A 22,270-nucleotide genomic window follows, 5' to 3' on the forward strand; every position below is an offset into this window, starting at 1 on the left:
GCTTGGCAAACCCTTTCCTCATGCTCCTCATGCTTGGGGGGTGCATGTGAAATGAGGGGGGAGGAAAGGAACGGTAGCGGATATCGCCCTTCCCTCCCCTACCCTTCACATGTTCTCCAGAATCGCCCGCTTCACCGAATCCAGGGTGGCATCCACCGTCAGAGGTGAGCGAGTGGACTGGCGGATGGCGGTATCCGGGTCCTTCAAGCCATGACCGGTCAGGGTACAGACGATGCTGGAGCCTTCGGGAATCTTGCCCTGCCGCACATCCCGCAGCGCTCCCGCCAGGGAAGTGGCCGAAGCCGGCTCGCAGAACACGCCTTCCTTCTCCGCCAACAGCTTCTGCGCCGCCAGAATCTCCTCGTCGCTGCACTCGTCAAACCAGCCGCCGGACTCTTCCTTGACCTTCCAGGCATAGTCCCAGGATTGGGGATGACCGATGCGGATGGCGGTGGCCACGGTTTCCGGGTTATCCACCATGTGACCGCGCATGAAGGGGGCGCTGCCCTCGGCCTGATACCCCACCATCCTGGGCCGGTTGCCCACCACCGCGCCACCGGCATACATGCAGCGCCCCTTGCAGAAGCCGCAGGATTCGGTGACATGATCGCCGGAAGCAGAAGAATACTCGCAGTAACCGATCCAATGGGCTGTGATGTTGCCCGCATTGCCCACCGGCAGGCAGTGGTAATCCGGCGCCCGACCCAGTTCCTCCACGATCTCGAAGGCCGCCGTCTTCTGACCCTGCAGACGATAGGGATTGACGGAATTGACGATGGTCACGGGCGCAGTGTCGGCCACCTCCTTCACCAGACGCATGCCATCATCGAAATTGCCCTTGATCTGGATCACCACCGAGCCGTGCATCATGGCCTGGGCCAGCTTGCCCTGGGCGATCTTGCCGTCGGGGATCAGCACGAAAGCGGTGATGCCGGCCCGGGCCGCATAGGCCGCGGCCGCCGCGGAGGTGTTGCCGGTGGAGGCGCAGATGATGGCCCTGGAACCATCCTCCACCGCCTTGGTTACCGCCATGGTCATGCCCCGGTCCTTGAAGGAACCGGTAGGGTTGAGACCCTCGTACTTGACGTAGATGTCCACTTCCTTGCCGATCAGGCGCGGAATGTTGTTCAGGCGGATGAGGGGCGTGTTGCCCTCCCCCAGACCGATGATGCGGGTATCATCGTGGATCGGCAGACGGTCGCGATAACGCTCGATGATACCGGTGTAGCGGGGTCGAAAAGGCATGATGGTCTCTCGGGTATGGCTTACTTCAGATTCTCAAGGCGAATGCGGATCACCGGCGTCTTCACGGTCTCCAGGGCCTCGATCTCCCGAATGGCCTGGATCATGTTGCCTTCCCGCACCTCGTGGGTGAGCAGGATCACGTCCGCTTCCGTGGTGTCGTCATCCTGTTCCTTCTGCAGGATGGCTTCAATGCTGATGTCCAGGCTGGCCAGGATGCGGGTAATGTCGGCCATCACGCCGGGACGATCCAGCACCCGCAAGCGCAGGTAGAAGGAGGTCTTCACGTCTTCCATGGGCAGGATGGTGGTATCCGCCAGGGTATCCGCCTGGAAAGCCAGATGGGGCACCCGGTTCTCCGGGTCCGTGGTCATGGCCCGCACCACGTCCACGATATCCGCCACCACGGCGGAACCGGTGGGCTCGGACCCGGCACCGGCACCGTAATAGAGGGTCGGACCCACGGCGTCGGCGGATACCAGCACCGCGTTCATGACCCCGTCCACGTTGGCGATCAGGCGCCGCTCGGGAATGAAGGTGGGATGCACCCGCAGTTCGATGCCCTGCTCGGTGCGGCGGGCAATGCCCAGATGCTTGATGCGATAACCCAGCTCATTGGCATAGGCCACATCCTCCCGGGTGATGCCGGTGATGCCTTCGGTATGGACCCGATCGAACTGCAACGGGATGCCAAAGGCAATGGAGGCCAGAATGGTCAGCTTGTGGGCGGCGTCAATGCCTTCCACGTCGAAGGTGGGGTCGGCCTCCGCATAACCCAGTCGCTGGGCCTCGGCCAGCACATCCTGGAAATCGCGCCCCTTGTCGCGCATCTCGGTGAGGATGAAGTTGCCGGTGCCGTTGATGATGCCGGCCACCCAGTTGATGCGGTTGCCCGCCAGTCCCTCGCGGATCGCCTTGATGATGGGAATGCCGCCAGCCACCGCCGCCTCGAAGGCGACGATGACCCCCTTTTCCTGGGCGCGGGTGAAGATTTCGTTGCCGTGCAGGGCAATCAGGGCCTTGTTGGCGGTGACCACATGCTTGCCCTGGTCGATGGCGGCCAGCACCAGCTCCCGGGCCAGGGTGGTGCCGCCGATCAGTTCCACCACCACCTCCACCTGGGGGTCATTGACCACCGAGAAGGCGTCTTCGGTCAGGCGCATGCCGGTAACATCGCGGCACTGGTGACTGTCCAGGTTCTTGCCGGCGGCAGCCACAATCTCGATGCCCCGACCAGCCCGGCGGGTGATCTCATCACTGTTGCGTTTGAGCACGTTGGCGGTACCGCTGCCCACGGTACCCAGGCCCAGCAGGCCAAGCTTGACGGGTTTCAACAGGAACACTCCTTCGGCGCGGGAAAGGGCGAAATTATAGCGGAATCAGCCATCGGGATGGGACAGATTCCCGCGCACCGGGAACCGGAGGTGGTCAGACCTCATCCAGGTCCAATGGTGGCGGTTCGGCAAAGCGGTCGCGGATTTCCAGAATCTGCGGCACCAGCTTGAAGAAAATGGCGGTCAGGTTCGGATCAAAATGCTGACCACTGCCTTCGCGGATCAGATCTAGGGCATCGGGTACCGTCCAGGCTTTCTTGTAGGGCCGCTCGGAAGTCAGGGCATCAAAGACATCTGCCAGGGCAACGATACGGCCACTCATGGGAATATTGTCTCCCTCCAGTCCCAGAGGATAACCACTGCCATCCCATTTTTCATGGTGGCTCAGGGCAATCTCCCGGGCCAGGTACAGTAACTCCGACTCATCCCCTCCCAGGATATCGCCACCAATGGTGGTGTGGGTCTGCATGATGCGCCATTCCTCTGGCGACAGTTTGCCAGGCTTGAGCAGAATATGATCGGGAATACCGATCTTGCCCACATCATGCATGGGGCTGGCGTGAAGCATGCGCTCACATTCAGCCGCATTCCAGCCCAGGTGACGGGCAATCAGTTCGGAAGTGTGGCTCATGCGCAGGATGTGATACCCGGTTTCGTTATCCCGGTATTCCGCCGCTCGCCCCAGACGCTGCACCACCTGCAAACGGGTGTTGCGAATTTCTTCGGTGCGTTCACGCACCATCTGCTCCAGTACGTCTTTCTGGTTATGGGTCATACGGTGGGCCAACTGGACATCCAGCATGTTGCGCACCCGGGCCAGCACCTCGGCACGGTCAAAGGGCTTGCCGATGAAGTCCCTGGCCCCCACATTCAAGGCGCGCAACATGTATTCCCGGCTGGCCTGGGCGGTCAGGACCAAAATAGGGGGTACCAGGGGATCATCCAGAGCAGCAAACTGCTCCATCACCTGAAAGCCGTCCAGATAGGGCATCTGAATATCCAGCAAGACCAGATCCACCTGTTCTTCCCCGTAGATATCCATCACCTGACGAGGATCCTGAACCATGATCAAATGAGCATAGCCATCACTACGCAACAGGCGCTCCATCAACACCAGGTTGGCCCGTTCGTCGTCTACTACCATGATCCGCGCGGAATTACGGTTCATCAGTTTTGCGCGAGAAACCCCCGTCCTTCAGGTCTTCGCGTCCTCCTGTATCGGTTAGGTTGCAAGGTCGGCTCAGGCAGGGGGGCTTGACGACATGGCGCGGTTGATCAGATACACCGCCTCCACCTGGGTGCCCTGATGAGAATAGGTCACCGATTCGCACAGTTCCCGCACCAAAGCAATACCCCGGCCCCAGGGTTTCACCGAAGCATCCAGGGCATCCCGCGGTCTGTCCACATCAAAGCCTTGGCCGCTGTCGGTAATTGTCATCCTGACCCGATCCACCTGGGTTCCCGGCTCGTAACTCAGGTCTACACGAATACTACCACTGATCCCGGCGGCAATCCGCCGCTCACGCTCATTGTAATAAGCCGAAAATCCTTCCGGGGTCGCCTTCATCCAGGACGGTAACTGAAGAATGCCATGATCGAGGGCATTGGAATAGAGTTCATGCAGGATGGTTTGCAAAGGCCCCTTGTGGGCTTTGAGTACATCCATCAGTCCCAGTGGACACAGCAAACCGCTTAAACAGGGTATGGGAGCAAGCCTATCATCCCGCAGGATCAGGGAAAAGGCACAGCTATCGTCTTGGTGTGCCATGTCCTCGGCATGGGGCAAACCAAACAGGCCCGGCATCATGGGAATCTCCACCGCGCCAATGTCATCCTGCTGCTCGGCATCACCGCAATGGTCATCCAAAGCCTGGCACAGGGCCTCCATCAATCCGCTACCGTGGCGCCAACCGTCGATCAGCCCAGGCCAGACAGCCTCACCAAACATACGGTCGTTGTCGTCTCTGGCCTCAATAAGGCCATCACTCATCAATACCAGACGATCCCCCACACCCATGGACCGCCGACGAGGCGCATCCCCCGGAGACAACTCGGGTAAAATGCCCAAAGGCAAAGCATGGGAAGCCAAGCGCTCCACCCCGTTGGCCTGGCAGATCAAGCCGTCAGGCATCCCGCCATTCCACCAGATCATCCCCCCACCGCCGACGGGAAATGTCACCATGAAAGCGCACATAAAGCGATCAGGGGGCAGCACCCGATACAGTTTGCGGTTGATTTCGTCCAGCACAGCCTCATCACCGACCCCTTTGCGGGTCATGACATGAAAGACATCGGACACCGGCAGGGCGCCGATGGCAGCAGCCAGACCATGACCCGTAAAATCCCCCAGCAGCACCCGCAAACTGCCATCGGGCAGATACTGGCTCAAAAACAGATCACCATTGAACGTGGTGGCTGGTCGCTGCAGCAAAATCAGTTGCTCCAAGGCCACATTGCGGTCATTGACCGCATAACTGAAGATGCGCTCCGCCAGTTTTTGTTCCTGCCGGTCCATCTCGACCAATTGCGCCAGTTGCCGACTCTTGGCCGCGATACTGCGATGCAGATCCCGAACCCGCTCCATGGCCACAATGCGGGCTTTGAGGATATTGAAACTGAAAGGCTTGGAGAGAGAATCATCCCCCCCCACTTCAATGCAGCGAATCAGGGACTGGTCATCATGCAGGGCAGTGAGAAAGATCACCGGCACAAAATCCATACCCGACAAGGTTTTGATTCGCCGGGTGGCCTCAAAACCATCCATCCCCGGCATCATCACGTCCATGAACACAATATCGGGCGGGGACTGCTCAAACAGCTCCAGCGCCCGGTGGCCGTTTTCTGCCTCCGTGACCGCAAAGCCTTCCCGCTTGAGCATGGCACCCAGCAGGCGACGGTTGGAACTTTCATCGTCCACCACCAGCGCCATGCCGCGACTGCCGGGAGTAGCCGGAACCGCTGACGGTGGCTCACCCCCCATGCCTTCGGAATTCGTCATCAACGCCGCACCTAGGCCAGAGTAAAGAGCCGATCGAAATTGGCAATCTTGAGAATACGCAGCACATCATCGGTACACCCCCGGATGGTCACCCGGTCGCTCTCGGTACCTGCATGTTCACGCAGCAATAACAGCATCCCCAGAGCTGAACTGTCCAGATAGGTGGTGCCAGACAAATCCACCAAAAAACGCATGCCACTTGGCGGCACGTCCCGATAGGCATCACGAAAGGGACGATGCTCGGAAAAATCAAAACGCCCCTCAATGGTGATGGTCACAATACCCTTTTGCCTGTCGATATTGCGGGTGATACTCATGACATACAAACTCCGTAAAAGGTGATGGGTTAATCCGGTGACGCTGGTCCACCGACACGATGCCCAGGCAGCCTCACGACGATGCCGCCTTGAGCAAGGCACCAGCCACCTCCCGCAGAGGCAGCACCGCTGAAGCCCCACCTCGCTTGATGGCCTCTCCGGGCATACCCCAGACCACACTGGTGGCCTCATCCTGGGCAATGGTAAATACACCAACATCATGCAGTTCTTTAAGACCCTGGGCGCCGTCCGCCCCCATCCCCGTCAGCAGGGCGGCACAGGCATTGGTGCCTGCAGACTGCAACACCGAACGAAACAACACATCGACGCTGGGGCGATGGCGATTCACTGGCTCAGCCTGGCTCAGACGGCAGACATACCGGGCACCGTCCCTGACTACCAGCAGATGATGATCTCCAGGGGCAATGAAAACATGGCCGTTCACCAGGCGGTCCCCATCTTCGGCCTCCCTGACCACCAAACGGGTCTGACGGTCCATCCGGTCAGCCCAGGCCTTGCTGAATCCGGGCGGGATATGCTGTGCGATGACCACCGCCGGACAGTCTGCAGGCAGGGCCATCAGCACCTCCTTGACCGCCTCGGTCCCACCGGTGGACGCGCCAATGGCCATCATCCGGTCTGTGGTGCGCCAACGGCCTGCAGGGCGAGGAGGCACCACTTCATCCACGGAATACTTGGGCGGTGGTGCTGCCAGTCGTGCTGGACTGCGCAAACGGGCACCGGCAGCCATGCGTACCTTGTCGATCAGTTCCCGACTGTACTCCCCCAGGGTACGGGAAACATCCAGAGTGGGTTTGGTGACAAAATCCACAGCCCCCAATTCCAGCGCCTGCAGCGTGACATCCGCACCCCTGGCCGTCAAGGAAGACACCATGACCACCGGCATGGGCCGCAACCGCATGAGGTTACGCAGAAAGGTCAACCCATCCATACGGGGCATTTCCACATCCAGGGTCAACACATCAGGGTCCAGGGATTTGATCCGTTCCCTGGCCACATAGGGGTCCTGAGCGGTGCCCACCACTTCGATATCAGGTGCAGAACCCAGAATCTCCGTCAGCACCTTCCTCACCAGTGCAGAATCATCCACCACCAGTACACGAATCTTCCTGCTCACAGGTCTCTCACCATGGTGTTATCCCCCTTGAGCCTCAAAACAGCTCAATGTCTCCCTCATCCATGGATTTTTGGTGAACCGGACGATGGGCAGCGTCCTTCAACTCCTGCCGCAGCCGCTCCAGACGGCCACGGGCTTCCTCCAGCTGACGCCGGGAATGATCCGGCTCCACCATGGGCAATTGACGCAATTCAGCCACAAATCGCTCCATGAAATTGATCCGTCGCACCGCCCGTTCCAGCACCTGGGAGGCAATATCCTCAAACTGCAGCAAACGCACTGCATCACCCACGTTCCGCCCCACGTCCCCCACCACATCGGCAATCTGATTGAGTCCATCCTCAACGGTCTGGTTGAGCATGTTCACCTGCCGCATCATGTCATCCACCGATCCCTTGGCGTCAATGGAGGCATTCATATCCTGAGAGGCCATGCGACCCACAATATCGCGGGTATAGGCAAAGACCCGGTTGGCCTGCTCCACCAAACCCCGAATCTGCTCATTGAATTTGTCGGAGTCCTGGGACAGCTTGCGTACCTCCTGGGCCACCACCGCAAAGCCTCGCCCCGATTCCCCGGCCCGAGCCGCCTCAATGGCGGCATTGAGGGCCAGAAGGTTGGTTTGTCCGGCAATATGCTTGGCGCTGTCGAGCAGGGAAAAGATATCGTCCATCTGCTGGGACAGATCATCTACCTGATGAGCCACTTCCACGCTGTGCTTGCTCATATCGATGAGCATCTGCACATGCTCATTCATGACCCGGGCATTTTCCTGCATGAAAGCATTCATGTCGATGATCTGCTTTTGATCCTTGCCACCGGAAAATCCACCAACCAGCCCCGTCACCAAGCGCTGCTGATGGGCTGACGCACTGGAGAGACTTTCAAAACTTGCCCGCAGATCGACAGCAGCCTGTTCCACCAGGCTCCCGGTTTGGGTCACCAGTTCTCTTAATTCAGCAATCTCGGTGGCCATCATGGCGTCGATTTCCACCACCAGGCTCCAAAGTTCCCGATCCTGGTCCCGGGACGCGGGCATCAGCTGCTGATTGCCACTGTCTCTGGACGCCGGATGCTCAGAGTCAGTTTGACGTAAAATCCACAAGGGCCAGACCAAAACCACGAGCAACACCCAAACCCAGGTCGGCAGCAGATGGGAAAACGGCAGGGACAGCATCAGCACCAGCACGCTGACCACCATGGCTGGCCAATGGCCCATCAGCTTGTCTCTTGTGGCCGTCGCGCTCCAGCCAGGCATGTTTTGATTCCTCAACATTCGGTCCAAAGTCGGCCCGCAGCGTCCAAAATCTCCGGGTCCATCAGGAAAACAGTTCCACATCCCCCGCCAGAGGTGCCTGACGCAGACGCTGACGGTACTTCATTTCCCGTTCCAGAATCGTATCATTGCGCAGGGTGCGCAGTTTGCGTACCAGCACCCGACCGTCCGCCGGAAAGAAATACACCTTACGTGGATAATTGCCCATAAGATCCCTGGCCACCACCGGGATGCCTTCGGTCTTGAGATAATCCACCGCAAAACGGGCGTTGCGCTCACCGACAATATTTTGGGTAAATCCCTGCATGACGTTACCCCCACCGAACAGCTTGGCCTCCAGCTGACTGCGACGGGCGCCTTTTTTAAGCACCTCGTTGATCAGGATCTCCATGGCATAATCACCATAACGCATGGCGCTACCCACCCTGGCATCCTCCTCCCTTTTGTCATCAGGCAACATGAAGTGATTCATGCCGCCAATGCCGGAAACCCGGTCCCGAATGCAGGCGCCCACACAGGACCCCAGTACAGTCACCATTAATGGGCCGGGACCGGAAACATAGTATTCGCCGGGCAACACCTTGACCGCCTCAGTCTGAAAATGGCGATCAAAATAGTGGTTGCTGGCGAGCACTTCCTCAAAGCTCTTGCTCATCCTCGGTATCTCAAGCCCTGATGACAGGTTCGTAAATGGTCTTGCCCCTGAGCCGGAACAGATCTGCGGCGTGGGCCAGACTCTCCGAGTGTCCCACAAACAGCAGCCCATGACCGGCCATGAGCGGATGGAACCGCTCCATGAGCCTGTATTGTGTAGGTTTATCAAAATAGATCAATACATTGCGGCAGAAAATCGCGTCCAGTGGACCTTTCATGGGCCAACCGCCTCCAAGCAGGTTGAGCGTACGAAACGTGACCAGCGCCCGGACCTGGGGCCGCACCCTGGCCATGCCAGCATGGCTGCCCTTGCCCCGCAGAAAAAAATGCCGGCGCTCCTCTTCAGGTACCTTGCTCACCCGCTCCAGGGGATATATCCCTCTGGAGGCTTGAGCCACCACCTGGGTATCCAGATCCGTTGCCAGAATCCTTACCGGTGGCGTCCAGGAGCCAAAGGCACTGATGGCTGTCATGGCGATGGTATAGGGTTCCTCTCCGGTAGAACACCCCGCAGACCAGATACGCAGGGGACGCCGATATTTCCCGTGGACGCTCAGCAGGTGCTCGGCCAATACCGGAAAATGATGGGACTCACGAAAAAATGCCGTCAAATTGGTGGTCAGGGCATTGACGAAATGCTCCCATTCCGACGATTCCACCTCTAAAACATCCAGATAATGGGCAAAGGATGTCATCTGATTGGCCCGTAGACGCCGGGCCAGACGGCTGTACACCATATCCCGTTTACCGGGATTGAGGGATATGCCCGCATGGGCATGGATCAACGATCTGACCCGCTCAAAGTCCTGATCAGTAAAGTGAAATTCACGGTCACGCATGGGGGGCCAGTCGCTCCTTGGGGACATCCCTGTCCGGCCTTGTTCCCTGGCCCCGCCAACCGGGGGCAATGTGTTGCCAATGATACCTGGGAAATTCTAGAACTCTTCCCATTCGTCATCGACAGGCTTGGGGGAAGACGGCGCCTTTTTGGGGCCACCCACCGCCTTGGGCGGCGCCGGGCGAGCGGATGATGGCTTTTTCGGTGCCGCAGCAGGTAGCGCCTTGGGCTGGGGTGCCGGCAAACTCCCAGAGGGTTCATGGCTACCGGTGTCATCCACCCGAAAGACGCTCACCGCCTTGGCCAGCCCCTGAGCCTGCTCCTCCAGGGATTCTGCAGCCGCCGCCGCCTCCTCCACCAAGGAGGCATTTTGCTGGGTCACATCATCCATCTGGGTCACCGCCGTATTTACCTGTTCGATACCCGAACTTTGCTCATCGGAGGCAGCGGAAATCTCGGCAATCAAATCGGCCACCCGCTTGATCTGACTGACCATCTCCTCCATGGCATCACCGGCTTCAAGCACCAGCTTGCTACCCTGGGCAATGGTGGCGGCATCCTCGGCAATCAATCCCTTGATCTCCTTGGCGGCAGAGGCAGAGCGCTGGGCCAGATTACGAACCTCACCGGCCACCACGGCAAAACCTCGACCCTGCTCACCAGCCCGAGCCGCTTCCACCGCGGCGTTGAGCGCCAGGATATTGGTCTGGAACGCTATGCCGTCGATGACGGTAATGATCTCACCAATCTTGTCGGCACTGGCGGTAATGGCTTTCATCGACTCCACCGCGTCGCGGACCTTGCTGCCGCCAGTGGTGGCCGTTTCCCGGGCAGTATGGGAAAGCTGATTGGCCTGACGGGCATTATCGGCGGTCTGGCGGACCGTGGAAGTCAGCTCTTCCATGCTGGAAGCGGTTTCTTCCAGACTGGAGGCCTGTTCCTCGGTACGCTGGGAAAGATCCGAATTACCCACAGCAATTTCCCGAGCGGCAGTATTGATGGCATCCACCGATTCCTTGATTTGACCAATCAACTCCTTCAGACGATTGACCGTACTGTTGGTGTCGTTCTTGAGTTGACCGAAGGTGCCTTCGTAATTTCCAGTGACCTGCTGGGTCAGGTCGCCGTGGGATACGGCATCAAGCACCCTGGCCACTTCAGAAAGGCCAGAAGCGGTCTTTTCCATCAGGGTATTGACACCAACGCCCAGGCGTTCAAAGAAACCACTCAGTTCCTGGGTAGGAATACGCTGACTGAAGTCACCCTTGACTGCCCCTTCTACCAGGTCGCTGATCTGTTCTTCCACCCGCAATTCCTCGGTGCGGTCAGTCCATTCAATCACCACACCCACCCGATCACCCTCGGTGTTGAAGATCGGGTTGGACACCAGCCGGAAAGTGCGCCCGCCGATGTGGATCTGGGTATCGTGGGTGCTGCGCATGGTGTCCATCATCTGCCGCTGATGACCGGGATTCCTGTGGAAGATATCCATGCTTGCGCCCAGTACCTGATCCGGATTGAAATTGGGCAGATCCTTGCGGATCTCGTTGGCGGCCTTCTTGAACATCCCCGTCACGGCACCATTGGTATAGATGATGCGGGCTTCCGGATCGGCCACCATCACATTGGAGGACACACTGTCCAGCGCGTAGCGGATACGCAGGTTTTCCGCCGCCACCCGCTTGGTCTCGGCGATGTTCGCCTTGAGCTTGGTCTGCATGTCCGACAGCCCCTTGAGGGCCATGCCGATCTCGTCCTTACGTTGGGTCTGAATCTTCTGGTCATAATCGCCATCACCAATGGCACTAAAATGCATGACCAGAGCCTTGAGGGGGCGCACCATACTGATGACCGTAAGGGTGGCCAGGGCGATAGCCAGTACCATGGCAATGGCGGCCAGCCAGATCACCTGACGAATTTCTGCCTGGGAACTCTCCACCGCCTCCGTGGCATGGGCTGTAGCCCGAGCCATATTGCCGTTCACCAATTCCTCGAACGTGCTCCCCATCACGTTGGAAATGGGGACCATACGGTTCATGGTGGCACGATACTCGTTCATCAGCTGATCAAAACCCGCCGGGTCAGTGGTATTGATCATGGCCTGGATCAGGCGATCCAGTTCCACATAAATGGCACGCCAGGCCTGATACTCCCCGGTAAGCCGGGTGAACACCCGTTGGCCCTCCTCGGTCATGCGGGGAATACTGGAGATTTCGTTCCAGTTGCGATCGATGATGTCCCAGGACCGGCTGCGCTGGGCCGCAATGTCACGCAGGGCAGCTTTATCCTCGTAGGCATCATGCTGCACCAACACCTCTACCGTCTGGGCCCGAATCACCATACGCTCGGTGTTGAGTGCTCCCAGGGCACGAATGGACGGCAAGCGATTATCACGAATCTGCTGGGAATAATTGGACCAGCTGCTAAAGCCCAGGTAAGCCTCGTAAGCGGCAAAACCCAGGGCAAAAATGAGGACACCACCGAGAAATCCGATTTTGATGCCCGCGGAGAGATTGTCAAACCAGCGCATGTGCGTATCCTCCACTCAGGATAATGACAGCTACACGGCGCCTGACTGAATCTGATCCATCAGACCCATTTCGCCGCTGCTCATAAGTTTCTCGATGTCCACCACAATGACCATACGCTCATCGAGGGTCGCCAAACCATCGATGTAAGCTGTGTCCAGAATGGCTCCAAATTCCGGAGCCGGACGAATCTGATCCGGCTTGAGCGCCACCACATCAGAGACGCCATCCACCACCATGCCCACCACCCGGCCCACAATGTTGAGAATGATCACCACCGTGAACTGGTTGTACTCTGCATCCCCCAGATGAAATTTCAAACGCATGTCGATGATGGGGACGATCACCCCACGCATGTTGATCACACCCTTGATGAAATCCGGGGAATTGGCAATTTTGGTCACGGCATCGTAACCACGGATTTCCTGGACATTGAGGATATCCATGCCGTATTCCTCATCCCCCAGGGTAAAGGTGAGGTATTCACGGCTTTCTTCTGCGTTGATGATTGCCCTGTCCTTTGTCTTGTCAGTCATGTCCCGGACTCCTGCACCATCGTGGGTGCTGTTGATGGATTGAGCCTGCGATTGATCTTCATCAGCTCATCCACATCAAGAATCAATGCCACACGCCCATCACCCATGATGGTGGCACCGGACACCCCATCGACCTTGCGATAGTTGGTTTCCAGGCTCTTGATCACCACCTGATGCTGGGCCATCAGTTCATCCACCAGCAGCGCAGCACGACCCTCACCGGTATCCACAATCACCACGATGCCATCTTCCACCGGCAGGTGGGCGGCATCCTGGGAAAAGATACGTCTGAGTTCCACCAAAGGCAGGTATTCTTCCCCCACCTGAAACACCCGACCCTTGCCGGATACGGTTTTGACCTGCTCCCGACGTGGGCGCACCGATTCCCGGATTGCGGTCAGTGGCAGAATGAAAATTTCATCATGCATACGCACGGACATGCCATCGAGAATGGCCAGGGTGAGGGGCAAACGGATCACGATGCGCGTCCCCTGGCCCAGTTCTGAATCAATCTCCACCCGACCATTCATCTCCTCGATGTTCCGACGGACCACATCCATGCCCACCCCACGCCCGGAAATGTCGGTGACTGTATCTGCGGTGGAAAATCCTGGCGCAAAGATGAGATGCCAGACGTCCTTGTTGGACGGATTTTCCGGCAGGGGTACCCCTTTTTCCATGGCCTTGGCCAGCAGCTTTTCCCGATTCAGGCCCGCGCCATCATCACTGACCTCCACCACGATATTGCCCCCTTGATGACTGGCCCGCAGGACAATCTGGCCGGCTTCAGGCTTACCCGCAGCCTGACGCTGAGCCGGTGATTCGATGCCGTGGTCGATGCTGTTACGCACAAGATGGTTAAGCGGATCCGCCAGGCGTTCGATGAGTCCTTTGTCCAGCTCGGTATCTTCCCCCATCAGCTTGAGGTTCACCTTCTTGGACAAGGCGCTGGCGGTGTCCCGCACCACCCTGGGGAAGCGGTTGAAGACAAAACTGATGGGCATCATGCGAATGGACATGACCGCCTGTTGCAGATCCCTGGAATTGCGCTCCAGATTGGACAGTCCGTTAAAAATGGACTGATGGGTCACCGGGTCCAGCATGGAAATGGACTCGGCCATCATGGCGTGGGTGATGACCAGTTCTCCCACCAGATTGATCAGCTGATCCACCTTCTCCACGCTGACCCGGATGGAGGTATCACCAGCGGGGGGGCGCCGGGGCGGTGGCTGACGGGGGCCACCGCCGGCAGGCGGGACATTGACCGGCGGGGCAGCGCCTGACGATGGGGCCTGTTCACTTGCAGGGCCACCTGGGGCATCCTCAAAAAATCCGAACCCCTGATCTGCTTCCTGCTGCTGGCGCGCCACCTGGGCCGCCACCTGTTCCATGCCCGGAGCACCCCCGTACAGACCATATCCGGGGTGTTCCTGATCCATCGCCTGGGTCGCACCGGGGGCATCGGTAAAAAAACCATAGCCCTCATCATTCTCATCATTCGATGCCACCGGTTCTTCCGTGGGAGGTGCAAAGAAACCATATCCTGGATCTTCCCCGGTTTCGGTATCGTCAGCCGGCACGCTGGCTACCGGCACCAGCTTCACCGCAGCCTCATCACAGACAAAATCCAGGGTATCGAGAATCTCGGAACGATCCACCGCCGTGGTCAAATGCCAGCACAGGGTCGTCTCCTCCTCCCCGGAAAGCTGTTCCAGGGTGCCTTTTTCAGACAGGACCTCCACCAGACCATCCAAAGAGGTGGCCAATGCCTCCCCCGCCAGATTACGGTCTATCTCGATCCGCCAGCAGACCGGCGCAGTCTCTCCTTCGTCATGGTCTACCGGCCCGGCCCCGGCAGAATCAGCGGCAACTTCAGGCTTGGTGCGGGCAACCGGCGGGGGGGGCGGTGGCGGGGTGACGGCAAGGGGCGAGGCGGCATCTCCGTGGGCCAACTGCTGCAGGACAGCACAGACCTGGGCGATACTGGGATCTTCAAAGGTATCCCCCTCCTGGTGAGCCGCCAGCTGCGCCTTGAGTACATCACCAGCATCCAAAAAGGCGTCCACCATCGCCGTGGTTGGCTTGAGTTCCTGCTTGCGCAGCCGATCCAGCAGGGTTTCCAGTACATGGGTCACCTGAGCCATGTCGGAAAAACCAAAAGTGCCCGCCCCTCCCTTGATGGAGTGGGCGGCCCGGAAAATGGCGTTGAGCATTTCCTTGTCAGCCGTTTCCACGTCCAGCTCCAGCAACAGGCTTTCCATCTGCGCCAAATGCTCAGCGGCCTCTTCGAAGAACACCTGGTAGAACTGGCTCATGTCTATGGTCATGCCAATAGTCCCCGCCGGAGTTGAAGGCTTGCGCCCTTAGCCGATCACCTTGCGTACCACCTCCAGCAACTTCTGGGGATCGAAAGGCTTGACCAGCCAGCCCGTCGCCCCCGCAGCGCGGCCCTGGGATTTCATGGCATCGCCAGATTCAGTGGTCAACATCAAGATGGGTACCGCTTTATATTGGGGCATGGCGCGCAATTGCTTGATCAGGGTAATCCCGTCCATGCGCGGCATGTTCTGATCGGTGAAAATCAGGTCGAATTTGCCCGACTTGGCTTTGTCAAGCCCATCCTGACCATCCACCGCCTCAGTGACCGTATAGCCGGCCCCCTTGAGGGTGAAGGACACCATCTGGCGAATCGAAGCGGAGTCATCCACCGTAAGGATCGTTTTGGGCATGGTTTTGCTTCCCCTATTGTCTTATCCAGAATCATCGGCCCGGTTCCATGATTCTTGAGGCCCCGGTGACCGTTCCCGGCATATCCTAAGCATAACGGGACGGCCAAAACAGCTGGCAACAAGAGCAGGGAAATCAGCGGGCAGCACAGTTCATGCCAGTCGCGGACATTCGTGGCCGCGCTGGCACAAGAGGATACGGGCGACACCACAAGGGTCGCCCTGGCAGGCAGGCTTTGGCAGAGGGATCAGGTATTCCCTGCGGTCCTGGCATCGTTACGGAACATGGCTTTGATGCCACGCAGCGCCTGGCGGGTACGGTGCTCGTTCTCGATCAAGCCAAACCGCACATGGGTATCGCCATGACTCCCAAAACCGATTCCAGGCGATACTGCCACCTTGGCATCCCGCAGCAATTTCTTGCAAAAATCCAGGGATCCCATATGCCGGTACTGTTCAGGAATAGGCGCCCAGACGAACATGGTGGCCTTGGGTTTTTCCACCGGCCAGCCCAGGGCATTGAGACCATCACAGAGCACATCACGCCGCACCCGGTAAAGCTGACGGATCTCTTCCACGCAATCCTGAGGGCCTTCCAGGGCCGTGATGGCCGCGACCTGAATCGGTGTGAAAGTACCGTAGTCCAGGTAGGACTTGATCCGGCCCAGGGCCGCCACCAGGGTGGGGTTGCCGCACATAAAGCCCACCCGCCAACCGGGCATGTTGTAGGTCTTGGACAGGGTGTAGAACTCAACGGCCAGATCCTTGGCACCGGGTACCTGCAAAATGGACGGGGCCTTGTAGCCGTCAAAAACGATCTCGGCATAGGCCAGATCGTGTACCACCCAGATTCGATGCTCCCGGGCGATGGCCACCACTTTCTCGAAGAAATCCAGTTCCACACATTGGGTGGTAGGATTGGCGGGGAAATTCAGAATCAGCATCTTGGGACGGGGCCATGAATCCTGAATCGACCGTTCCAGTTCGGCAAAGAAGTCCACATCCGGCGTCAACGGGACATGGCGGATGTCCGCCCCGGCAATGACACAACCATAGGGGTGGATCGGATAAGCGGGATTGGGCACCAGCACGGCGTCCCCCGGTCCCAGGGTGGCCAGGGCCAGATGGGCCAGCCCTTCCTTGGAACCGATGGTGACGATGGACTCGGTTTCCGGGTCCAGTTCCACGTCATAGGTGTCCTTGTACCATCGGCAAATGGCCCGGCGCAGACGGGGAATACCCTTGGAAACGGAATAGCGATGGGTGTCCCCCCGCTGGGCGGCTTCCACCAGCTTGTCCACAATATGGGCAGGAGTGGGTTGATCAGGATTGCCCATCCCGAAATCAATCACATCCTCGCCCCTGGCGCGGGCCTTGGCCTTCAGGTCGTTGACAATGCTGAAGACATAGGGGGGAAGTCGCTTGATTCTGGGAAACTCTTCAATCACAGGGGTAATCCGGATGGTCGCAAGGGCGTGAATGGAAAGTGTGCATGACAAACAAGGAACGATACTGACCCCCCGTAAGGCTGTCAATCATAAGGCTGTACTTGTCTTGCACCGGTTAACCCGGTTAGGTTTGCACCATGAAAATGACACTCGAACATGCCGCAGGTCGGCACCTGATCACCGGCCATGGCCCAGGTTGGGTGCGGATCAACCAGACCTGCCACCGGCACAACCTGGTGGTCATGCCAGATACCCTCATCACCGATTGGGCGCCCACCCTGACCGAGGCGCTGTCTGCTGGCAGTCTGGCGCCGGTTCTGGCCCGGACACCGGACATCATCCTGCTGGGCACCGGCCCAACCCGGCTGACACCGGATCAGGGACTCCTGCAACAGTGCATGGCCCAGGGTATCGGACTGGAAATCATGGACACGCCCGCCGCCTGCCGCACCTACAATGTCATCGCCAGCGAAGGCCGAAAGGTGGCTGCTGCCCTGGTGTTGCCATCAGACTGAGCCGGTTCCGGTCACTTGTGCAACAATGTCTCTTCGGAAAAGCCCCGACTTTCCAGAATTTTCCGCAAGCGCTTGAGGGCATCCATCTGAATCTGACGCACCCGTTCCCGGGTGACCCCCAGTTCCAGCCCCACCTGTTCCAGGGTGCTGCGCTCAAAACCGTGCAGACCAAACCGGCGCACGATCACCTCCCGCTGCTTTTCGTCCAGTTCCATGAGCCACTCATCCACATAATGGATCACGTCCTCCTCCTGGATCAAAGAATCCGGCTCGGGGGTCTGTTCGTCGGGGATCACATCCAGCAAAGGGCGGTCACTGCCCTTGGCCATGGGCAGGTCAACCGAAGTCACCCGTTCTGACAAGGCCAGCATCCGCTTGACCTCGTCCACGGATTTATCCAGATGCCGGGCAACCTCTTCTGCCGTAGGTTCGTGATCAAGCACCTGGGCCAGTTCTCTCGCGGCTCGCAGGTAGACGTTCAGTTCCTTGATGACGTGGATGGGCAGACGGATGGTGCGGGTCTGATTCATGATGGCCCGCTCGATGGTCTGGCGAATCCACCAGGTGGCATAGGTGGAAAAACGAAATCCCCGCTCCGGGTCAAATTTCTCCACCGCCCGGATCAGCCCCAGATTCCCCTCCTCAATCAGATCCAGCAGGGCCAGCCCCCGGTTCATGTAACGACGGGCAATCTTGACCACCAGACGCAGATTACATTCGATCATCTTGCGCCGGCCCCGTTCATCCCCTTGCTGGGCCAGACGGGCGTAGTACACCTCCTCCTCAGCCGTCAGCAAGGGGGAGAATTCAATTTCACTCAGATAGATGCGGGTGGCATCCCTATCCCTTCCAGGCAGTTCCCCAGCGCTGAACAGGTCTTCCTGCTCATCCGAACGATGATCCGGGTTCAGGTCCGGGTCTGCAACCTCCGACGGCTTTGAAATCTCGTTATCACGGGTTTCCCCGTCCAGTTCCAGAGGTTCCTTATCCCGTTCACATGCAGGATTTCTGGCTGGCCTTTTGGGCATGTCCCCTCCTGTGCGGAGACAGCACCGCCCCCAGCTTACCGGCGCGGCATGTAGCGCAGCGGATCAACAGGCTTGCCGTCCCGGCGAATCTCGAAATGCAGCATGGGCCGATCGGTTCCGGTATCGCCCAACAGCGCGATCCGCTGACCGGCGGAAACCGTAGCGCCTTCATTTACAAGAATTTTTTCATTGTGCCCGTAAGCACTCAGATAACTGTCATCATGCTTGACGATGATAAGCTTGCCATAGCCCACCAGTCCACTGCCACTGTAAACCACCCGTCCGGGTGCCGCAGCCCGCACCGGCTGCCCCCGTTGTCCGGCAATGGCAATGCCCTTTTTTCCGGTACCCTGAGGCTCAAAACGGCGGATCACCTGACCCTCGGTCGGCCATTGCCAGGTCAGGGTTCCCGTGGCCGCCGGAGGCGATGTCCGGGGAGGGGGGGCGGGGGGCGGGGCTGGACGCGCCGGTGGTGCAGCTGGAGGAGGAGCGGGGGCCGCCGGGGGGGTGGGGCGGGGTGGAGGCGTGGCCGGCGGCGGCGAGGGACGCTGGGCGGGTGGTGCCGGTGGTGATGGGGAAGCCGCCGGACGATCCGGTTCCGTGCGGGTTTCTCGCGGGGTTGCCGCCGTGCGGGTGGGGGCCGGTTGTCCGGGGGGAGGATTCATCCGCAATCGCTGCCCTGGATAAATGGTGTAAGGTGCGCTGATGCCGTTCCATTTGGCCAGGGACTGCCACTCAAGCCCGTAACGCCAGGCGATGGAATACAGGGTTTCCCGCTCCCTGACCGTATGTACACCGGAGCGAAAAGCCGGCTCCTCCGGCACCAGTGTCGCGCAGGCCGACACCAACAGCACCATCACCACAATCAGAGCCAGCGCCTTCACGACGTTTATTCACCCCAAAAATTGATAGATCAGTATCGCCACCACCAGCAAGACCACCGTCAACCAACCCAGCCATTCAATATAGGGACGCAATTTGGGTTCTACCCTTGGCCCCAGCCAACCCATCAGCAGGGCCACAGCGAAGAAGCGGGCGCCCCGACCGATGAAGGAGGCGATAATAAAGGGTAGCAAAGCCATGGAGAGCGCGCCGGCAGTGACGGTGAAGACTTTGTAAGGAATGGGGGAAAAACCTGCCACCAGCACCACCCACACCCCCCAGACCGTAAACCATTCCTGAGCCAGGATCAGCGCCTCACCATGGCCGGCGGCCACGATCCAGGGTTCCAGCAGGCTAAAGGCCAGATAGCCCAGCAGATACCCCAACAGACCGCCAAGCACAGAAAATACCGTGGTGACGGTGGCCAGCCGGATTTTTTGATCAGGCCGGGCGGCCACCATCGGTGCCAGCATCACATCCGGCGGCACCGGAAAAAAGGAAGATTCGGCAAAAGACAAGGCCGCCAGATAGCGGGAGGCATGGCGATGCCTGGCCCAATCCATAACCCGATCATAGAGGGGGCCAAACAGCTTCACAGGATTTCCCCCGACAACAGGGGCACAAATGTCACCGGCCCCAGATTTTCCTTGAAGAATGCCCGTTCGGTACGGGTGATGCACACCAGCGACTGGGTATCATGCTCATCTCCCACCGGCGCCAGCAAACGCCCCCCCATGCTCAGCTGCAATAACAGGGCATCAGGAATCCGGCGAGGTGCTGCCGTCAGCACAATACCGTCATAGGGCGCATGCTCCGGCCATCCCAGGGTACCATCCACATGACGCAAACTGATATTGTGCAGCCCCATCTGACTGAGCACTTCTCTGGCCCGGCGCTGCAGGGGCCGGACCCGTTCCAGGCTGATGACCCGATCCACCAGTTGGGCCAAAATGGCAGCTTGATAGCCCGACCCGGTCCCCAACTCCAGTACCCGTTGGGGAATATCCCGCTGTATCAGGGCCTCGGTCATCCGGGCCACGATATAGGGCTGGGAAATGGTCTGACCAAAACCAATGGGCAGGGCAATATTTTCATAGGCCTGATGGGCCAGGGCTTCGTCTACAAACAGATGGCGCGGCGTGGCCCCCATCACTTCCAGTACCCGCGGATCCCGGATGCCCGACGCCATCAGGCGCTGGACCATACGGTCCCGCGCCCGCTGGGAAGTCATGCCGATCCCCGTCAGGTGCTGCCTCAAGCCTGGGCTCCTGTCAGCCAGCGACTGACCACATCCATGGCGTCATAGCGGGTCAGATCCACCTGGATCGGGGTGACGGAAACGTAACCTGAACGTATGGCGTGAAAATCCGTACCCGGCCCGGCATCCTGCTCTGGCCCGGCAGGGCCGACCCAGTAAATGGGACGCCCCCTGGGGTCAGTGGATCGGGTGATCGGTTCAGCCTTGTGGCGATGACCCAGCCGGGTGGTCTCAAAGCCTTGAATCTCTTCCCAGGGGAGATCAGGTACATTGACGTTGAGAATGGTATCCGGCGGCAGAGGCATGTTACCCAGACGGTCGAGCAGTTCCATCACGGCACGGGCGGCAGACTCAAAATGTCGACAGGGATAACCGGCCAGGGATACGGCAATGGCCGGAAGACCCAGAAAACGCCCTTCCATGGCCGCAGCCACAGTCCCTGAATACAGCACATCGTCCCCCAGGTTTGCACCTGCGTTGATCCCGGAGATCACCATGTCCGGCTCCTGTTCCAAAAGGCCGGTGATGGCCAGATGAACACAGTCCGTGGGGGTACCATCCACGCGCACATCTCCGTTATCGAGAATATCGGCACGCAACGGCCTGGATAAGGTCAGGGAATTGCTGGCACCACTGCGGTCCCGGTCTGGCGCCACCACATGAACTCGGGCGCAGGTACGCAGGGTTTTGGCCAGCAGTTGCAGGCCCGGGGCATGGACACCATCGTCGTTACTGAGCAGTATGTGCATATCGAGTCACTGTGAAGTCAAGCGGTTAATATACTGGAAAGCGGGCGCTTGGCCCATGTTTGGCCCATGTAAAGTCGCGCTTCCATCAACGCCACCGGCAATGGACCCCTGATCATGCCCCCCCAGGATTCCCGGGATGATGACATTACCCTATTTCGCCAGGCCGTTGGCCCGGTAGCCAAGGTGCATGCGGACCGGGCCGAGTTACGGCCTCACCGCCCCCCACCCCGGCCCCGTCAGACAGAAGCAGACCATCAACGTGCCCTGGACGCACTGATGGAAGACCCGTTCCAGGTCACTGATCTGCAGCCTGGCGATGAGGTCAGCTTCATGCGTGAGGGGTTGCAGCGACAGGTATTCAAGAAGCTGCGCCGGGGATATTACCGGATCAGCGCAGAGCTGGATCTACACGGCATGACTGCCCGACAGGCCCACGAGGCCCTGGGCCTGTTTTTGGCCGAAGCCCGCACCCAACGACTGCGTTGCGTGCGCATCATCCACGGCAAGGGGCTGCGCTCCAGCAACCGGGGGCCAGTACTCAAAAGCCGGGTGGTCCACTGGCTGCAGCAGCGTTCCGACATTCTGGCCTTTTGTTCTGCCCGCCCCACGGACGGCGGCACCGGCGCTGTCGTGGTGCTGCTCAGGGTCAACCATTGATCGTGGTAGCATAAAACATCTTGCAAGATCGGTTGTGTTATCAGAATCAGCAGAGGGTTTGTCGTTGTCCAGTCCACGTGATCCAAAACCAGGTGGCAGCCCCCCCGCCAGTCGTTCTCTTCGACGCAGCCCCCGTCTGCCAGGGC

The 22,270-nt window shown here is 59.1% G+C and carries 21 protein-coding genes; 2 read left to right on the forward strand and 19 right to left on the reverse strand.

What is annotated here, in order from left to right; translation table 11 throughout:
- Positions 1-105 precede the first annotated feature (105 nt).
- The 14 genes from thrC to alaC all read right to left on the reverse strand — a co-directional run bounded on the left by thrC (position 106) and on the right by alaC (position 17,035).
- A complete protein-coding gene (gene thrC / locus BMX62_RS02705) occupies positions 106-1,245 on the reverse strand; it encodes a threonine synthase (RefSeq protein WP_090203744.1) in 1,140 nt (379 codons plus the stop codon).
- Between the two features lie 20 nt (positions 1,246-1,265).
- Positions 1,266-2,576 (reverse strand): homoserine dehydrogenase, encoded by a 1,311-nt coding sequence (locus tag BMX62_RS02710; RefSeq protein ID WP_090203747.1) that lies wholly within the window; start codon positions 2,574-2,576, stop codon positions 1,266-1,268.
- Between the two features lie 94 nt (positions 2,577-2,670).
- Positions 2,671-3,744 (reverse strand): HD domain-containing phosphohydrolase, encoded by a 1,074-nt coding sequence (locus tag BMX62_RS02715; protein WP_090203751.1) that lies wholly within the window; start codon positions 3,742-3,744, stop codon positions 2,671-2,673.
- Positions 3,745-3,816: 72 nt separating this feature from the next.
- The gene (locus BMX62_RS02720; protein WP_238375822.1) at positions 3,817-5,574 is read right to left on the reverse strand and encodes an ATP-binding SpoIIE family protein phosphatase; all 1,758 of its coding nucleotides are present in this window, start codon (positions 5,572-5,574) and stop codon (positions 3,817-3,819) included.
- Between the two features lie 11 nt (positions 5,575-5,585).
- Complete coding sequence (locus tag BMX62_RS02725) at positions 5,586-5,891, reverse strand: STAS domain-containing protein (protein ID WP_090203758.1); 306 nt, start codon at positions 5,889-5,891, stop codon at positions 5,586-5,588.
- A gap of 73 nt (positions 5,892-5,964) precedes the next feature.
- A complete protein-coding gene (locus BMX62_RS02730) occupies positions 5,965-7,029 on the reverse strand; it encodes a protein-glutamate methylesterase/protein-glutamine glutaminase (RefSeq protein WP_090203762.1) in 1,065 nt (354 codons plus the stop codon).
- A 34-nt stretch (positions 7,030-7,063) separates the two neighbouring features.
- Positions 7,064-8,287 carry a methyl-accepting chemotaxis protein gene (locus BMX62_RS02735; RefSeq protein WP_238375823.1) on the reverse strand — a complete coding sequence of 408 codons (1,224 nt, stop codon included), beginning with the start codon at positions 8,285-8,287 and terminating at the stop codon, positions 7,064-7,066.
- Between the two features lie 61 nt (positions 8,288-8,348).
- Positions 8,349-8,960, reverse strand: coding sequence for a chemoreceptor glutamine deamidase CheD (cheD, locus tag BMX62_RS02740; protein WP_090203765.1), 612 nt, complete (start codon positions 8,958-8,960; stop codon positions 8,349-8,351).
- 10 nt (positions 8,961-8,970) lie between these two features.
- Complete coding sequence (locus tag BMX62_RS02745) at positions 8,971-9,798, reverse strand: CheR family methyltransferase (RefSeq protein WP_090203770.1); 828 nt, start codon at positions 9,796-9,798, stop codon at positions 8,971-8,973.
- A 96-nt stretch (positions 9,799-9,894) separates the two neighbouring features.
- Positions 9,895-12,327: a methyl-accepting chemotaxis protein gene (locus BMX62_RS13220; protein ID WP_090203773.1), complete on the reverse strand. Its 2,433-nt coding sequence runs from the start codon at positions 12,325-12,327 to the stop codon at positions 9,895-9,897.
- 30 nt (positions 12,328-12,357) lie between these two features.
- Positions 12,358-12,861, reverse strand: coding sequence for a chemotaxis protein CheW (locus tag BMX62_RS02755; protein ID WP_090203777.1), 504 nt, complete (start codon positions 12,859-12,861; stop codon positions 12,358-12,360).
- On the reverse strand, positions 12,858-15,188 hold the full coding sequence (locus BMX62_RS02760; RefSeq protein ID WP_090203781.1) for a chemotaxis protein CheW: 2,331 nt from the start codon (positions 15,186-15,188) through the stop codon (positions 12,858-12,860). Before BMX62_RS02760 ends, BMX62_RS02755 begins: the two co-directional genes overlap by 4 nt.
- Before the next feature lie 36 nt (positions 15,189-15,224).
- Positions 15,225-15,590, reverse strand: coding sequence for a response regulator (locus BMX62_RS02765; RefSeq protein WP_090203785.1), 366 nt, complete (start codon positions 15,588-15,590; stop codon positions 15,225-15,227).
- Positions 15,591-15,835: 245 nt separating this feature from the next.
- Positions 15,836-17,035 carry an alanine transaminase gene (alaC, locus tag BMX62_RS02770; protein WP_090203789.1) on the reverse strand — a complete coding sequence of 400 codons (1,200 nt, stop codon included), beginning with the start codon at positions 17,033-17,035 and terminating at the stop codon, positions 15,836-15,838.
- A 137-nt stretch (positions 17,036-17,172) separates the two neighbouring features.
- Here alaC and BMX62_RS02775 point away from each other — a divergent pair, with 137 nt between their 5' ends.
- On the forward strand, positions 17,173-17,550 hold the full coding sequence (locus BMX62_RS02775; RefSeq protein ID WP_238375824.1) for an Mth938-like domain-containing protein: 378 nt from the start codon (positions 17,173-17,175) through the stop codon (positions 17,548-17,550).
- A gap of 11 nt (positions 17,551-17,561) precedes the next feature.
- On the opposite strand, the gene rpoS is transcribed toward BMX62_RS02775, so the two are convergent.
- From rpoS to surE, 5 genes are read right to left on the reverse strand one after another with little or no spacing between them, the layout of a single operon-like run.
- The gene (rpoS, locus tag BMX62_RS02780; RefSeq protein WP_090203795.1) at positions 17,562-18,578 is read right to left on the reverse strand and encodes an RNA polymerase sigma factor RpoS; all 1,017 of its coding nucleotides are present in this window, start codon (positions 18,576-18,578) and stop codon (positions 17,562-17,564) included.
- A gap of 35 nt (positions 18,579-18,613) precedes the next feature.
- Positions 18,614-19,462: a peptidoglycan DD-metalloendopeptidase family protein gene (locus tag BMX62_RS02785; RefSeq protein WP_090203798.1), complete on the reverse strand. Its 849-nt coding sequence runs from the start codon at positions 19,460-19,462 to the stop codon at positions 18,614-18,616.
- Between the two features lie 9 nt (positions 19,463-19,471).
- A complete protein-coding gene (locus BMX62_RS02790; RefSeq protein WP_090203800.1) occupies positions 19,472-20,056 on the reverse strand; it encodes a YqaA family protein in 585 nt (194 codons plus the stop codon).
- Positions 20,053-20,691, reverse strand: coding sequence for a protein-L-isoaspartate(D-aspartate) O-methyltransferase (locus BMX62_RS02795; protein ID WP_090203802.1), 639 nt, complete (start codon positions 20,689-20,691; stop codon positions 20,053-20,055). Before BMX62_RS02795 ends, BMX62_RS02790 begins: the two co-directional genes overlap by 4 nt.
- A gap of 23 nt (positions 20,692-20,714) precedes the next feature.
- Positions 20,715-21,467 carry a 5'/3'-nucleotidase SurE gene (gene surE, locus BMX62_RS02800; protein WP_090203805.1) on the reverse strand — a complete coding sequence of 251 codons (753 nt, stop codon included), beginning with the start codon at positions 21,465-21,467 and terminating at the stop codon, positions 20,715-20,717.
- Between the two features lie 114 nt (positions 21,468-21,581).
- On the opposite strand from surE, the gene BMX62_RS02805 reads away from it, so the two are divergent.
- A complete protein-coding gene (locus tag BMX62_RS02805) occupies positions 21,582-22,124 on the forward strand; it encodes a Smr/MutS family protein (protein WP_090203809.1) in 543 nt (180 codons plus the stop codon).
- Positions 22,125-22,270 lie beyond the last annotated feature (146 nt).

The sequence above is a fragment of the Ectothiorhodospira magna genome, from assembly GCF_900110965.1.
Taxonomy (GTDB): Bacteria; Pseudomonadota; Gammaproteobacteria; order Ectothiorhodospirales; family Ectothiorhodospiraceae; genus Ectothiorhodospira; species Ectothiorhodospira magna.

Coding starts and splice junctions, on each gene's coding strand:
- BMX62_RS02735 (WP_238375823.1), bottom strand. CDS start 8,287: ATGCCTGGCTGGAGCGCGACGGCCACAAGAGACAAGCTGATGGGCCAT.
- BMX62_RS02760 (WP_090203781.1), bottom strand. CDS start 15,188: ATGACCATAGACATGAGCCAGTTCTACCAGGTGTTCTTCGAAGAGGCC.
- BMX62_RS02715 (WP_090203751.1), bottom strand. CDS start 3,744: ATGAACCGTAATTCCGCGCGGATCATGGTAGTAGACGACGAACGGGCC.
- BMX62_RS02795 (WP_090203802.1), bottom strand. CDS start 20,691: ATGACTTCCCAGCGGGCGCGGGACCGTATGGTCCAGCGCCTGATGGCG.
- thrC (WP_090203744.1), bottom strand. CDS start 1,245: ATGCCTTTTCGACCCCGCTACACCGGTATCATCGAGCGTTATCGCGAC.
- BMX62_RS13220 (WP_090203773.1), bottom strand. CDS start 12,327: ATGCGCTGGTTTGACAATCTCTCCGCGGGCATCAAAATCGGATTTCTC.
- BMX62_RS02745 (WP_090203770.1), bottom strand. CDS start 9,798: ATGCGTGACCGTGAATTTCACTTTACTGATCAGGACTTTGAGCGGGTC.
- rpoS (WP_090203795.1), bottom strand. CDS start 18,578: ATGCCCAAAAGGCCAGCCAGAAATCCTGCATGTGAACGGGATAAGGAA.
- BMX62_RS02755 (WP_090203777.1), bottom strand. CDS start 12,861: ATGACTGACAAGACAAAGGACAGGGCAATCATCAACGCAGAAGAAAGC.
- BMX62_RS02805 (WP_090203809.1), top strand. CDS start 21,582: ATGCCCCCCCAGGATTCCCGGGATGATGACATTACCCTATTTCGCCAG.
- BMX62_RS02765 (WP_090203785.1), bottom strand. CDS start 15,590: ATGCCCAAAACGATCCTTACGGTGGATGACTCCGCTTCGATTCGCCAG.
- BMX62_RS02725 (WP_090203758.1), bottom strand. CDS start 5,891: ATGAGTATCACCCGCAATATCGACAGGCAAAAGGGTATTGTGACCATC.
- BMX62_RS02775 (WP_238375824.1), top strand. CDS start 17,173: ATGAAAATGACACTCGAACATGCCGCAGGTCGGCACCTGATCACCGGC.
- cheD (WP_090203765.1), bottom strand. CDS start 8,960: ATGAGCAAGAGCTTTGAGGAAGTGCTCGCCAGCAACCACTATTTTGAT.
- surE (WP_090203805.1), bottom strand. CDS start 21,467: ATGCACATACTGCTCAGTAACGACGATGGTGTCCATGCCCCGGGCCTG.
- BMX62_RS02720 (WP_238375822.1), bottom strand. CDS start 5,574: ATGACGAATTCCGAAGGCATGGGGGGTGAGCCACCGTCAGCGGTTCCG.